At 31.3% G+C, this 14144-nt stretch carries 11 protein-coding genes and 1 riboswitch; of the genes, 2 read left to right on the top strand and 9 right to left on the bottom strand.

Annotated features, from left to right (window positions below; genetic code table 11):
- Nucleotide 1: 1 nt before the first annotated feature.
- Nucleotides 2-2278 carry an ATP-binding cassette domain-containing protein gene (locus tag BN2409_RS10140; RefSeq protein ID WP_053956521.1) on the bottom strand — a complete coding sequence of 759 codons (2277 nt, stop codon included), beginning with the start codon at nucleotides 2276-2278 and terminating at the stop codon, nucleotides 2-4.
- 262 nt (nucleotides 2279-2540) lie between these two features.
- Between BN2409_RS10140 and BN2409_RS10135 the strand changes: the two genes are divergently transcribed.
- Together BN2409_RS10135 and BN2409_RS10130 are read left to right on the top strand one after the other, a co-directional pair.
- A complete protein-coding gene (locus BN2409_RS10135; RefSeq protein WP_053956520.1) occupies nucleotides 2541-2909 on the top strand; it encodes a BlaI/MecI/CopY family transcriptional regulator in 369 nt (122 codons plus the stop codon).
- Nucleotides 2910-2924: 15 nt separating this feature from the next.
- The gene (locus BN2409_RS10130) at nucleotides 2925-4712 is read left to right on the top strand and encodes a M56 family metallopeptidase/LCP family protein (protein ID WP_053956519.1); all 1788 of its coding nucleotides are present in this window, start codon (nucleotides 2925-2927) and stop codon (nucleotides 4710-4712) included.
- Between the two features lie 179 nt (nucleotides 4713-4891).
- On the opposite strand, the gene rlmD is transcribed toward BN2409_RS10130, so the two are convergent.
- The 8 genes from rlmD to BN2409_RS10090 all read right to left on the bottom strand — a co-directional run bounded on the left by rlmD (nucleotide 4892) and on the right by BN2409_RS10090 (nucleotide 14144).
- Complete coding sequence (gene rlmD, locus BN2409_RS10125) at nucleotides 4892-6253, bottom strand: 23S rRNA (uracil(1939)-C(5))-methyltransferase RlmD (RefSeq protein ID WP_053956518.1); 1362 nt, start codon at nucleotides 6251-6253, stop codon at nucleotides 4892-4894.
- A gap of 9 nt (nucleotides 6254-6262) precedes the next feature.
- Entirely contained in the window at nucleotides 6263-7630 is a 1368-nt protein-coding gene (locus tag BN2409_RS10120; protein WP_053956517.1) for an RsmF rRNA methyltransferase first C-terminal domain-containing protein, read from the bottom strand.
- A gap of 79 nt (nucleotides 7631-7709) precedes the next feature.
- Nucleotides 7710-8351, bottom strand: a complete 642-nt coding sequence (locus BN2409_RS10115) for an HAD family hydrolase (protein ID WP_330375434.1) — start codon at nucleotides 8349-8351, stop codon at nucleotides 7710-7712.
- Between the two features lie 64 nt (nucleotides 8352-8415).
- Complete coding sequence (locus BN2409_RS10110) at nucleotides 8416-9150, bottom strand: MBL fold metallo-hydrolase (protein WP_053956515.1); 735 nt, start codon at nucleotides 9148-9150, stop codon at nucleotides 8416-8418.
- A gap of 78 nt (nucleotides 9151-9228) precedes the next feature.
- Complete coding sequence (mgtE, locus tag BN2409_RS10105) at nucleotides 9229-10563, bottom strand: magnesium transporter (RefSeq protein WP_053956514.1); 1335 nt, start codon at nucleotides 10561-10563, stop codon at nucleotides 9229-9231.
- Nucleotides 10564-10721: 158 nt separating this feature from the next.
- Nucleotides 10722-10887: riboswitch (M-box (ykoK) riboswitch) on the bottom strand.
- A 137-nt stretch (nucleotides 10888-11024) separates the two neighbouring features.
- Nucleotides 11025-11597, bottom strand: coding sequence for a manganese catalase family protein (locus BN2409_RS10100; RefSeq protein ID WP_053956513.1), 573 nt, complete (start codon nucleotides 11595-11597; stop codon nucleotides 11025-11027).
- Between the two features lie 19 nt (nucleotides 11598-11616).
- Entirely contained in the window at nucleotides 11617-11874 is a 258-nt protein-coding gene (locus tag BN2409_RS10095; RefSeq protein ID WP_053956512.1) for a spore coat protein CotJB, read from the bottom strand.
- A gap of 179 nt (nucleotides 11875-12053) precedes the next feature.
- Nucleotides 12054-14144, bottom strand: a complete 2091-nt coding sequence (locus tag BN2409_RS10090; RefSeq protein ID WP_053956511.1) for a methyl-accepting chemotaxis protein — start codon at nucleotides 14142-14144, stop codon at nucleotides 12054-12056.

Raw genomic sequence — 14144 nt, 5'->3', positions numbered from 1 at the left:
GCTATTCACCTTCCTTAATATATTTCTTTAAATATTGTCCTGTTATTGAGGACGTACAATTTACTAAATCTTTTATTGTTCCTTCAAATATTAGATTCCCACCTTGTTGCCCAGCAAGTGGTCCTAAATCAATAATCCAGTCAGCTTGACTCATCACGTCTAAATTGTGCTCTATTACAATTACAGTGCTGCCTTGGTCCACAAGACGGTTCAAAATTTTAAGTAGCTGCCATATATCTGACATATGAAGTCCTGTTGTAGGCTCGTCCAATACATAAACATTTCCCCTGTTTTCCAATTCTGACGCAAGTTTTACTCTTTGCAATTCACCCCCAGATAATGTGTTTAAGGGTTGTCCTAATGTAATATAAGTGATTCCTACATCTTTCAATTTTTTCAGCATATCTAATATGTCTTTTTCATAGAAAAAATCTAAGGCTTCATCAACTGTCATATTTAAAACTTCACTGATACTCTTACCTCTCAATTTATAATTTAATACTTCGTCTGTGAATCGTCTACCTTGACATTCCTCACATACTGTTACAATAGTATCCATAAATGCTAAATCCGTATAGGTTACTCCTAACCCTTTACAGTTGGGACAGGCTCCTTGGGAATTGAAACTAAATAATGGAGATTTAACATGATTTGCCTTGGAAAATAGTTCTCTTATTTTATTAAACATTCCAGTAAAAGTGGCAATGTTAGATCGTTTTGAAGTCTGTATTGGTTTTTGGTCGATAAAAATGGTATCAGGATAAACTTTTGGCAAAACCTGATTGATTAACGTACTTTTGCCTGATCCTGCAACTCCTGTTACAACTGTCATAACACCTTTGTGGATATCCACGCTGATATTTTTGAGATTATGTAAATGTACGTTTTTTAAAGATAAATGCCCAATTGGGGTTCTAAAGTTTTCTTTCAGTTGGATTTTTCTACTAAAAGTTTTACCTGTCAGCGTGTCAGAACGTTTCAGACCATCTAATGAACCTTGGTACATTATTTTTCCACCGTTTATACCTGCATTCGGTCCCATATCAATAACATGATCTGCAATTTTAATAACATCAGGGTCATGCTCCACTATCAAGACCGTATTTCCTTTTTCTCGTAAAAGGTTTAAAAGTGTATTGATTTTATCTATATCATGGGGATGTAAGCCAATGCTTGGCTCATCAAAGATATAGGTAAGACCAGTCAAACTACTTCCTAATTGTCGGACCATCTTTATGCGCTGAGATTCACCTCCAGAAAGTGTTGAAGTTTCTCTGTTTAAGCTTAAATACCCTAAACCAATGGAAACTAAATGGTTAAGTCGGTCAATTATGGCTTTCACCATAGTAGTGGCTTTTGGTTCGTTGATGGTATAGATAAACTCTATTAAATCTGTAACTTGCATTTTAACACAGTCCGCAATATTCTTACCGTTTATTTTACATTGTAAAACAGTCTGTGCTAATCTAGCACCCCCACAAACAGGGCATGTTTTTTTACTAACAATCTTATCAATTTCTTTTTTATATTTCTTTGCTTCTCCATCTTCCTTTTTGAGAAAACTTCTCTCAATTCTAGGAATAAGTCCTTCATAAAGGGAAGTCTTAGGCCATTGGGGGTCAGAAGTTGTTACTTTAATATCTGATTGGTATAAAAGTAGCTCTAATTCTTTCTCTGTAAAGTCTTTGATTTTTTTATCATTGTCAAAAAATCCTGAATGAATATATCTTTTTAATCGCCATCCTCCTGGCTCAAAGGTAGGAAATAGAATTGCACCTTCATTAAGAGACTTATTTTTATCTAACAGCCGATCAATACTTATCATATCTATTTTCCCAATCCCCTCACACTTAGGGCACATTCCTTGAGGATTATTAAATGAGAAAACATCGGAATAACCAACAAATGGCTTTCCTATACGAGAAAATAATAATCTTAACAATGAATATATATCCGTAATTGTTCCAACTGTTGACCTTGCATTTCCTCCAATACGTTTTTGATCAATAATAATTGCCACAGATAAATTTTCTATAGCATCCACATGTGGCTGTCCATAATGTGGCAGACGATGGCGAATAAAACTCGAATACGTTTCATTGAGTTGTCTTTGCGATTCTGCCGCTATTGTATCAAATACCAAAGATGACTTTCCTGAACCAGACACACCAGTGAATACAGTTATCTTTTTCTTTGGAATTTTTACATTTATATTCTTGAGATTTTTTTCTCTTGCCCCAACTACATGTATATATTCTATATCATTTTTTTTATCCATCAAATCACCTTTCAAATAATGTATTTTTGATAATTATTTATATAACATAGTTATTATATAACCTAGTTATATATTTTACTCCTTTTTATTTTAGTTTTCAATAGTAATTTAATGTTCACTTTAATTTATTTATCATTTACAATAATTTCTACTTCCATAGAAATTATTAAAATTTTTATATTAATATTGACAAATTCCTACTACACATGTAGTATTTAAATATAAACTACGCTTGTAGTTAATTGATTAGGGAGGCATATATATGGAAAAAAAAGCATTTGAAATCAGCGAGGCAGAATTAGAGGTTATCAAAATCCTTTGGAAAACTGGTAAACCAATGACAGTCCAGGAAGTATGTAACACCGTTGTTAATAAGAAGTGGAAATACACAACTGCTTCTACTTTGCTTAGTCGATTGGTAGAAAAGGGTGCGGTTGCATACGAAAAAAAAGGAAAGTCATATCTCTATTATCCAATTATCAAAAAGAATGATTACAAGCAATTGCAGACAAAAAACCTTGTATCAAAGTTATATGACGGCTCTGTAAAGAATTTAGCGGTTTCTCTATTCAAAACAGGAGAGATGTCCGCAGATGACATTGAAGAAATCAAAAAGATGTTTAATCTTTAGGGGGGCGACAGATTTATGTTATTACAGATTTTCAGAGCAATACTTATAACATCGGCAGTAGGAAGTGTTTTAGCGGCATTGTTGCTGTTGTTAAAGCCTATAACAAAGAGATGTTTTGGCTCTACATGGCAATATTACGCATGGGCAATTGTACTTATTGTTATGATGTGGCCTGTCACTATACGTCTACCACAGGTCGCCACTAATATAGCACCCGATGTTTCACTAAACATGGAACAGAATTTCAAAGACGAAACAGTACAAGCGGAATTCGAAAATGTACAACAAATACCCCTTCCAGCAGTTGACACTAAATCGCTCGAGCAAAGCACAGTAAATGTATTAAAGGATATTTCATTTGGAATAACAGATATGATATGTTATGGGTGGCTGGTCGGATTGATGTTGATATTTGGAATCAACCTGATTAGATATTTAATATTTTTGCGGGCAATTCACAAAAACTCCGTCATTATTTCCTGCCCTGGAATAGACGCAGATAAAATTATAACCCGAAAAACAAGCATGATTGACGCACCGCTTATGGTGGGGATTTTCAGTCCCTTGTTGCTCCTTCCCGATATAGAAATGTCGGAGGAAAATCTAAAATATATACTGTTACATGAGCTTACCCATTACAGGCGACATGACCTTTGGTATAAATGGTTTGCAATGCTTGTAAATACTGTTCATTGGTTTAATCCTTTCTCCTATATCATATCGAGGCAGATTGATCAGGAGTGTGAAATCTCTTGCGATCTATCTGTTGTGGCACATATGGACGAAAAGGAACAAAAAAACTATATGAACACAATATTAACACTTGCTTCACAAACAAGAACAAATACTAAACTGTTTACCACGGCAATGGCAAGCAATAAAAATGATATTAAAAGGAGATTTACCATGATTAAAAATGCTACAAAAAAAAGTAAAATAGCAATTTTCTGCTCAGTAATTACGGCTTGTGTAATACTTGGTACTTCTATTTTTGCAAGCGGAGTTTTGAGTGATAAAACCCAGTCACAAGATTTACATAAACCTCTGGAGATTGGGAATGTGACTGAAAATCAGACGAATATACTATTAATCGGCGTTGACGATGATGAGCAAATGCGTGCAGATACTTTAATGTTGCTCTCACTTAATAAAACTAATAACAGTCTAGCGGTGTTGTCAATTCCGCGAGATACCCTTATTACATCAGATAAGCAAGATAATAAAATATCTACTTTAATGACCGATGGTGATGCCCAAAAAATAACTGATGCAGTTACTAATAATCTTGAAATACCTGTTAATTATTACGTAAGAATAAATTTTGAAGGTTTTAGAAATATTGTGGATATTTTAGGTGGCGTGGAGTTTAATGTGCCTATTGATATGCTTTATGATGATCCTGCACAGAACTTACATATATCTTTAGAAAAAGGATTGCAAATATTGGATGGTGAAAAAGCAGAGCAATTAGTCCGTTATCGCACGGGTTATCACGAAGGCGACATTGCTAGAATACGAATGCAACAAAATTTTATTACACAACTAATAAAGCAAAAATTTGACACTAAATATCTCGCAGAAATAAGTGGATTGTATAACGAATTATCAAAAAACGTTGTAACAAATTATCCTTCTGTGAAAATTGCCGAAGATCTAAAGGCTTTAAATAAAATAAACATCAATGATATTGAGACTTTTATTTTACCTGGCACAACAGAATTACGTCAAACAACATCATATTTTGTAGTTAATGATACAGAATTAAAAAACCTAGTAGAGAAAAAATTTAATAAAATAGATTGAGTGAATGCTATGGAACAAAGAGGAATGGCTATTTTACTTATTACCCTGTACATTGTCTAGTCTCTCTATTCCATCTGAATTTAAATCTATTCGCAAGTTTTAAATTCTTTCCTTTTAAGTATTAGAAAAGACGTGAGAATCACTTTCACTCACGCCTTTTTGCTAATTTCTATGCTATTTTATTTACCAACCCGTTGCAACTGGCATACAACCTCACAATGCGGCGTGTGAGGAAACATATCCATACATTTTACCTTCTTCACTTCATAACCTGCTTCTTGAAGATCTACAAGATTTTGAGCTAATGTTTTGGGATTACAAGATACATAAACAATCTCTGGTGCTTTGTATCTGATAATCTTTTGTAATGCCTTTGGATGAACTCCTACTCTTGGAGGGTCTAATATGATAATGTCAGGCTTTACCTTTAGCTCGTCTATTTTTTTGAATACATCACCTGCTATAAATTTACAATTTTTCAGATTATTCATTTTCGCATTTTCATTAGCTGCTTCTACAGCTTCTTCTACAAGTTCTATTCCCATTACTTTTTTTGCTTTTTGTGCAACAATTTGTCCTATTGTACCTGTGCCACAATATAAGTCAAATACGATTTTATCCTTTGCATCTTCCATAAAATCTAATACCATACTGTATAATTTTTCAGCACCTAATGAATTAGTTTGAAAAAATGAAAAAGCTGATATTTTAAATTTTAGTCCTAATAATTCCTCTGTAAAATAATCTTCTCCCCAAATGACTTTTGTTTCATCTGGAATTACTGCATCTGCCAAATTGTCATTTAAAGTATGTAAAAATCCAACCATATGGCCTTTTAAATCTAAATTTTTTATTTTTTCTACAAGATCTCTTAAATCTAAACTCATTTGAGTGCTTGTAATCAAATTCACAATAATCTCTCTTGTTTTTTTGGCTTTTCTTATGATTAGATGTCTTAGATATCCTTCATGACTTCTATTGTTATAGAGTGGTATTTCTTTTTCTCTACAATAAATAAGAATCTCTTTTAAAATTTTATTAAAATCATCATCTACAATTTTACATTCATCTACTGTCACTACATCATAGAATTTTCCTTTTTTATGCATTCCTAAATTCAATTCTCCACCTTTTTCTTCATTTCCAAAGGAATACTCCATTTTATTTCTATATTCATAAACTTCAGGACTTTCCTCTATTCCTAAAAATTCATATCCTTCTATATTAGCTTCTTCTAATAATTTTTTTACAGCATTTTCTTTTATTTTCAATTGTTCTTCATAAGGTAATGTTTGACGAGCACATCCTCCACATCTTCCAAAATGAGAACAAAAAGATTCTGTCTCTACCAAAGAAGGCTTTACGACTTCCATAAGTTTTCCTTCTGCATGATCCCTTCTGACCTTTTGAATATAGACACGTACCACTTGTCCTACTACTGCATTCTTTACATAAACCTTTTTATCTTCATAAAATCCAATCCCTTTTGCTGGAAATTCTAAATCTTTGATCTCAATATCTATTATATCTTTTTTCTTCATGTTTTCCTCCTAAACCCATCTTAATCCTTTGGGATAATGATTTTTAAGTATTCCATCTGATATTTTTCCCCATCCAATAGAATATCCATCTATACAAGCAAGATTCCATCCTTTTTTTCCTTCTATTTTTATAGATTCTCCTTTTAAATAATCAACAATTTGAGAGTCATTCATATCTATTCTTTGCTTTACTTCTTGTGGTTTTAAATATAGGGCCAAACTATGAGAAGGTTCAAATCTATTTTTTTTAAGTGTTCCTAAATGAAGTCCTGCTCTTAAAACTTTGATTCCTTCTAGATCAATCCATTCATCTGGTAAAAGATAGAGCTGATCCTTAAATAACATGAAATTTCCTTTTAATGTCTTTAATAGATATTCATTAGCAAAATCATAGTAATCTTTTAAGAGCTTTTCATCTATTTTCTTTTTAGTTCCTTTTTTCTTTTCTTTTCTATGGATTTCTTCTTCATCTGTCTTTTGCAAAAGTGCTATAAAGTGCCCTTCTCCCTTTAATTTATGAGGCCACAATCTTACAGTATTTTTTATCTCTTCATTAGAAGAATGAATCCAGTCTACTCTTCCCTCTTCAAATCCTTCATATCTATGTATTTTAATCAAATGAAACTCTGGATGTTTTTCTAAAAATTGATCAATTACTGCTTCATTTTCTTCTGGTGAAAATGTACAAGTAGAATAAAGTAACACACCTTTAGGTGTAAGCATCTTTTGAGCTTCCTCTAATATTTCTATTTGACGATTGGAACACATATGCACATTTTCAAGACTCCACTCATTGCAGGTATTTTCGTCTTTTCGAAACATACCTTCTCCAGAACAAGGTGCATCTACTAAAATCCTATTGAAAAATCCACTAAATTTCTTAGATAGTTTTTGTGGACTTTCATTAGTCACAATGGTATTCTTTATACCCATTCTTTCTATATTTTGAGATAATATTTTTGCTCTTTGAGGATAAAGCTCATTAGATACCAATAAACCCTCTCCTTTTAATCGAGCAGCAATGTGAGTAGATTTTCCTCCTGGCGCTGCACATAAATCCAAAATTTTTTCCCCTGGCTGCGGATTTAAAATATTCCCTACTGCCATAGCACTAGGCTCTTGTATATAATAAAGACCTGCTTCATGATAAGGATGTTTTCCTGGTCTTTGTCCTTGTCCATAATAAAATCCTTCTTTTATCCATGAAACTTTATCTATTTGAAAAGGATTAATTTTTAAGAAATCTTCTATATCTATTTTTAAAGTATTGACTCTTAATCCTTGAATTTTATTTTCTTCATAGCTTTTAAAAAAATCTTCATATTCTTCTTTTAAAAGCTTTTTCATTTTGTCTTCAAAATCAATTGGCATCCGCATACGCATCACTCTCCTACTCTTATAGTATTTACATTTTTATCATTTTATAATAGTTAGAAAAAGCCGAGGTTTACTCGGCTTATGCAATCTCTTCAAATCCTTCTATAAAATGGTCTGCCAAATTGCTAATGTCTTGTTTGTATGCAAAAGAACTTTCATCTGCAATGGCAAATACCTTCATTCCGGCTCTCTTTGCAGCAAGTACTCCTGCATAAGTATCTTCAAAAACTAAGCAATTTTTAGGTTCTACTCCCAAATCATCTGCCACTTTTAAAAACACGTCTGGATGAGGTTTTCCCTTTTGTACCTCACAGCCTGTTCGGATACTTTGAAAAAAATCTATAATATTATTTTTTTCAAGAACTAACTGTACTAGTTCTTTATCATTGCTGGTTCCTATTCCTATTTTGATTCCATTGTTCCTAAGTTCCAATAATAAAGGATATACTCCCTTTTTTAATGGAATCTTTTTTGCATAATAATCCTTTGTCATTTTCATCCATTCTGCTTTTATTTCTTCAATAGATTCTTTCAAATGAAATCTTTCTTTAAAATAGTTGGCCGTTTCTGTAAAACTCATTCCTTCTATTGTCTTTTGAAGATCATCTGGTAAATTAAATCCTCTTTTCCCTAGATAATCTATATCGATTTTTTTCCAAATCCACATAGAATCTACTAACGTCCCATCCAGATCAAATATAACTGCCTCTATCCCCTTCATCAAATTAATCCCAACCTTTAATCCAAATTTACTCTTTTTAGATTACCATATTCTATTGAACTGTTCAATATAAATTGAATATGCTTCCTGTATTTGCAAGTTCTACTTCTCCTTTAAACTCTTCTTTTGCCTCTTTTAAAAGATTTTCATGCTTTCCAAAGTGGGGCAAATGAGTAAGTACCAATTTTTTTGTATTACACATATGACCAAGTTTTCCTGCTTCTTTTGCTGTCATATGCCCTGGAATGAGTCCGTAATTTTCATTGTAAAGACTTGCTTCACAAAGGATCATATCTGCATCTTGAGAAAAAGAAACCAATTCATCATACCATCCTGTATCTGCCGTATAAACAACTTTTTTATTATCCTTTTCTATTTTTATACAAAAACATGTTCCAGGATGAACATTCTTTTGAAAATGAAAAGTAATGTCTTTTATTTTTAAAGAAATTTCTACTCCTATAGGATACCCTTTTACATATTTCTCATAAGTTAAGGTTGAATATTTATCATCTTCTAGATGGCCATAAATAGGTAGAGGATCTTTTCTTTTCCCTAAATCTGTTAAAATTCGAATCCCATATTGAAGTGGATAAACATCTGCTATATGATCTGCATGATAATGAGATAGCACTACTGCATCTAATTTTTCTAAAGCTATATAATTTTGTAATTTTGATAAAGCTCCTGATCCACAATCTATTAATATATTTGCTTGTTCTGTCTGTAAAAGATAAGAAGAAGTTGCTTCATTTTTTTGTGGATAAGCTCCCCAATATCCTATCACTGTAATTTTCATTTTATTTCTTCCTTTCTCTAGCTTTTACTTTATTTTTATCCACTTTCTTTTTTACATACCCACTTTTTTCAATTTATCTTATATTCCTAAAAAAGAAGATGCTAATGAAAAATAAATAACTAAAGCTACTGCATCTACAATAGTAGTAATCAGCGGACTTGCCATAATAGCAGGATCTACATTGATCTTTTTTGCAACAATAGGCAAAATACCTCCCACAATTTTTGCTAATACAATGGTAATAAATAATGTTCCTGTTACAGTAAGTGCCACATAAAAATCTACCTTTTCTATATAATAAATTCTTATAAAATTGATTCCTGTTAAAACAATTCCTACCACTGTACTAACCGTAAATTCTTTCCATATAACCTTTAAAATATCTTTTGTTTCAATCTCTCCTAATGCCAGTCCCCTTATAACTAACGTAGAAGATTGAGCTCCTGCATTTCCTCCTGTATCCATAAGCATAGGAATAAAAGCAGCTAAAATAACTACGGATTGCAACACAGCTTCAAATTTTTGTATAATTCTCCCTGTAAAAGTAGCAGAAATCATAAGTATTAAAAGCCAAATGATTCTATGCTTTGCAAGAGAAATAAAAGGGGTATCTAAATAAGCTGTCTCAGATGGCTCCATTCCTGCCATTTTTTGAAAGTCTTCTGTATTTTCTTGTTCAATAACCTCTACAATATCATCTACTGTTATAATTCCCGTAAGACGCTCTTCTTTATCTAAAATAGGTATGGCAATGAGTCCATATTTTTTAAACAAATTTGCTACATCTTCTTGATCGTCATGGGTATATGCATAAATAACATCTGTGCTCATCATTTCTTCTATTGTGCTTTCATAAGAACTTGTTACTAATTTTCTTAAGGATAAAATTCCTTCAAGCTTTCTATTTTCATCTATTACATAACAAGTATAAATAGTTTCTTTATTGATTCCTGTTTCTTTAATATGATCTAGAGCTTCCTTTACTGTCATATTCTTTCTTAAATCTACATATTCAATAGTCATTAAGCTTCCAGCAGAATTTTCTGGATAATTCAAAAATTGATTAATTAATTTTCTTTCTTCTTCTTTTGTATTTTTAAGAATTTTTTTTACTATATTTGCAGGCATTTCTTCAATAAAATCTATCATATCATCAAAAAACAATTCTTCCATAATATATTTGACTTCTTTTTCTGTAATAGAATTAATAATTTCCTTTTGTTGTTCTGTAGAAAGATAAGAGAATACATCTACAGCCATATCCTTTGGAAGCATTCTAAATAATACAATAGCATCATTTATATCTAATTCTTCCATTAAATCTGCTATATTTACTTTATTAAGCTTTATAATTTCTTCTCTTACCTCTTGATATCTCTTCTCAGTGAATAAATTTAATATTTTTTCTATCATAGCCACTCCTCCTTAGAAGAGCCTCTATCTTTATAAGGTGATTGTAGCTCTTCTGTGATATTTTGTTCTATTCTTTTGATAACTATGTTTCGGACCAGAATCCACAATCACCACCACCTTTCTGCAATAAAAAAATCTCTACCCAACAGTAGAGAAAAAATTTGATTTCTATATTGTTGAGCTTTAGCACTGGAAAGCTTTGACATTTCGTCAGCTACATTAAAAATAACCTTCCCGATTATTCTTGTTAACCCATTGGAATCTCTCGATTTTTCTGGGCAGTAGCATATATCTTTACAGGAGCCTCACCTAACAAACCATATGATCTTTTTACCATTATACTATATGTAAAGGAAGTTATTCAAGTTGATATCGTAAAAACATTAAATTTATGTATGTTTTCCCACATTTACCCAAAATATAAAGCCACAAACTAAATCATAGCTTATGGCTTTATATTTTTAATAATATGTTTTACATTGATAGTTTTCCTCTACATCTCTTAATGCTTCTCCAAATCTTTTAAAATGAACCAATTCTCTCTCTCTTAAAAATTTTAAAGAATCCATAAGTAATGGATCATCTGTAAGTTTTAAAAGATTTTCATATACGGCTCTTGCCTTTTGCTCCGCTGCTAAATCTTCATATAAATCTGCTTTTACATCTCCTATAGATTGAATATATGCAGCCGTCCATGGATTTCCTGTAGAATCAGCAGGATAAATAGCTTTATCCCTTATGGCATAATAAGGTCCCATACCATCTTCTTTAATTTCTTCTATATTTGCATCTTTCGTGAGCTTATAAATCATAGTTTGGATCATTTCAACGTGAGCCATTTCTTCTGTTCCTATATCTGTTAAAAGTGCTATTGACTTTTTTGTAGGCATTTTATATCTTTGATTTAAATATCTTATAGCTGCAGACAATTCTCCATCTGGCCCTCCTAATTGAGTCATTACATATTGTGCCATTCTTGGATCACAGCCTGATACTCTTACTGGATATTCTAATTTTTTCTCATAAATCCACATATTTTTTCCCCCTTATGTCCTAGTATTGAATTTCCCAAGGCCATGGACCTTCTATCCATTGAAATGGATATTGACTCTGTGAAAATCCAAAGTTTAAAATAGGTCCATACATACATTCGTATTGTTTTTTTAATACATCTAGCTGATAAGCACATGTATTATATCTCATAAGTGCCATTTGATCTTGTGGATGAGTATCTAAATATAAGTTGAGATCAATACAAGCAAACTCTACTTCTTGAAGTTTTGAAAGCATTTCTAATTGTTCTCTATTCATGTTTCCTCCCCCTATTTATTAATCTTAGACAGTACCATTTTATGCAGAAAAGCAAATTTTGCTACTTTCACAATTTGTTCTATAAATTAAAAATAAGAAAGCCTTTTGAAAAATTTTCAAAAGGCTTTCTTATTTTTTTCAACAATTTCAATTTTAAAAACATCTTCACAATTATCATTTTACATTTTAAAGCGTAAAGCAATATTTTTAAGTTTATTGGAATTTTCTAAATTTTCTCCCGTACTTTCTTTCACATGAACTAATTCTTCAACAATATTTGAAGTTTTTATAACCATATCTTCCACTCCAGTTGCTCCTTCATTTACAGTTATAGACACTTCTTGCATAGCTGTATATATTTCCTGAATGGACTTTCTTATTTCCCCTATTGTAAGATTAAAATCCATCATCAAACTGTTAAAACCTTGTGCATCCTTACTATATTGCTCTCCCACTTGAATCATCATTTTATAGTCTGCATTAATATCATTTTCTATAAATTTAAGAATTCTTTGAGAACTTTCTACCAAATTAGAAACAGAAAAATTGACTACTCCAACTACATTTTGAATATCTTCAATAGCTCTAGAAGATTGCTCTGCTAGCTTTCTTATTTCATCTGCAACAACAGAAAATCCCCTGCCGTCTTCTCCTGCTCTTGCAGCCTCTATAGACGCATTTAAAGCTAATAAATTAGTTTGTCGTGTAATCTGTAAAATAGTATCTGCTAGCATATTGATTTTTTCTACATTTCTTGCTTGAGCTATAGCCAAGTCCATATCTTTCTTTGCCTGATAGTAAATATCATGATTTTTTTTAACAGAAATACTAACATCATTTTTTAATTGATTTGCTCTTATATTTATATCATTGGCTGCCTCTACTCCTTTTTCTGTCTGATCTACTATCAAATTTACAATATGATTCATTTCATCAGTAGAAGCATGTACCATCTCTGTAATTGTAGCTGTTTCCTCCATTCCTGCAGATAATTCTTGAGTAATTGCAGCATTATTATTTACTTTATCCTTTAAAGCATCTGTCAATCTTTCTACATTATAAGCATTATTCGAAATGCATTCAGAAGTATCGATAAGTTCATTTGCAAATTCTCTCAATGATTTTCTAAGGATGTTCATAGATTTAAACATTATGCCTGATTCATCTTTATAATCATAATATTTCTCATATGCTTTATCATAAGCCAAATCTAATTTTTCAGTTCTATCGATTAATTCAGTAATTTTAACAATTGGTTTAGATATAGACCTTCCAATATATAATCCTATTATTACAGATAATATAATTCCTAAAAGTATAAAAAGAGCTATCTTGAATCTCAATTGATCTACAGGTTTAAATATTTCTTCTATAGAAGGCACTAATTCAAGTATCCAGCCATTAGATAAATGAGCATATCCTATTATTTTTTCTTGGTCTGTCCATTCATATTCTATTACCCCTGAATCTTTTTTCTCCATATGTTGAGCTATAAAACCTAATTTTCCATCTTCTATCGTTTTTAAGTTATCTTTCATTGTAAAAGTAGGATGCATCAAATAGTCATATTCACTATTATACAAAACTGCATATCCTGTATCATATACATTCATATCATCAATTGTATTTTTTATATGGTCTATATCAATATCAATCCCTACTACTCCAATCAAAATATCATCTTTATACACTGCTTCTGTATAAGAAGCTACCGTTTTATTGATTTCTTCTTCTAAAGAAGGGTCATCCCATACACCCTTTTTCATCTTGATTGGATTATAATACCAAGACATATCTTCGTTTTCTAGATAGAACTCATTTATGTATGAATTTTGTGAATCTAAATCGCAATCTACTTTTTCAAATTTTCCATCTTCATTAATATACCAAATCTCATACGCTTTTCCAGTTAATTCTGGATTGAAAGTAAAATAAATTCCCTGTACCTCATGAGTTTTTAATGCAAGACTTTGAATCATAAAATCAATTTCTTTTTGATATTTTTGAATATAACTAGGATCTTTTTTAAATTCCTCTATATCAAAAGTGGAAAATATATTTGAATTTAAACCAGTTATCCAGCCTTCAACTTCTTTTAGGTCTTTACTAAAATCATTGGCATAACTTTGAGCCATAAATAACAATGTATCATGGGCTTCTTTTTTAACATATTTGGAACTTTCGAATAAACTTATAGTTCCTAATAATAGAGCTATTATTAAAGAACATGCTATAATACTTATTGTAATTTTTGAACTGATTTTTTTCAT

This window comes from Inediibacterium massiliense (assembly GCF_001282725.1).
GTDB classification, from domain to species: Bacteria; Bacillota; Clostridia; order Peptostreptococcales; family Thermotaleaceae; genus Anaerophilus; species Anaerophilus massiliensis.
Note: the sequence above shows the minus strand (reverse complement) of the source record. Positions and strands in the feature narration are given on the sequence as shown.

Excerpts from the sequence above, each read along its gene's own strand:
- BN2409_RS10110 (WP_053956515.1), bottom strand. The coding sequence starts at position 9,150 with ATGAAAATTACAGTGATAGGATATTGGGGAGCTTATCCACAAAAAAAT.
- BN2409_RS10100 (WP_053956513.1), bottom strand. The coding sequence starts at position 11,597 with ATGTGGATTTATGAGAAAAAATTAGAATATCCAGTAAGAGTATCAGGC.
- BN2409_RS10130 (WP_053956519.1), top strand. The coding sequence starts at position 2,925 with ATGTTATTACAGATTTTCAGAGCAATACTTATAACATCGGCAGTAGGA.
- BN2409_RS10115 (WP_330375434.1), bottom strand. The coding sequence starts at position 8,351 with ATGAAGGGGATAGAGGCAGTTATATTTGATCTGGATGGGACGTTAGTA.
- BN2409_RS10135 (WP_053956520.1), top strand. The coding sequence starts at position 2,541 with ATGGAAAAAAAAGCATTTGAAATCAGCGAGGCAGAATTAGAGGTTATC.
- BN2409_RS10095 (WP_053956512.1), bottom strand. The coding sequence starts at position 11,874 with ATGAATAGAGAACAATTAGAAATGCTTTCAAAACTTCAAGAAGTAGAG.
- BN2409_RS10090 (WP_053956511.1), bottom strand. The coding sequence starts at position 14,144 with ATGAAAAAAATCAGTTCAAAAATTACAATAAGTATTATAGCATGTTCT.
- BN2409_RS10120 (WP_053956517.1), bottom strand. The coding sequence starts at position 7,630 with ATGCGGATGCCAATTGATTTTGAAGACAAAATGAAAAAGCTTTTAAAA.
- rlmD (WP_053956518.1), bottom strand. The coding sequence starts at position 6,253 with ATGAAGAAAAAAGATATAATAGATATTGAGATCAAAGATTTAGAATTT.
- BN2409_RS10140 (WP_053956521.1), bottom strand. The coding sequence starts at position 2,278 with ATGGATAAAAAAAATGATATAGAATATATACATGTAGTTGGGGCAAGA.
- mgtE (WP_053956514.1), bottom strand. The coding sequence starts at position 10,563 with ATGATAGAAAAAATATTAAATTTATTCACTGAGAAGAGATATCAAGAG.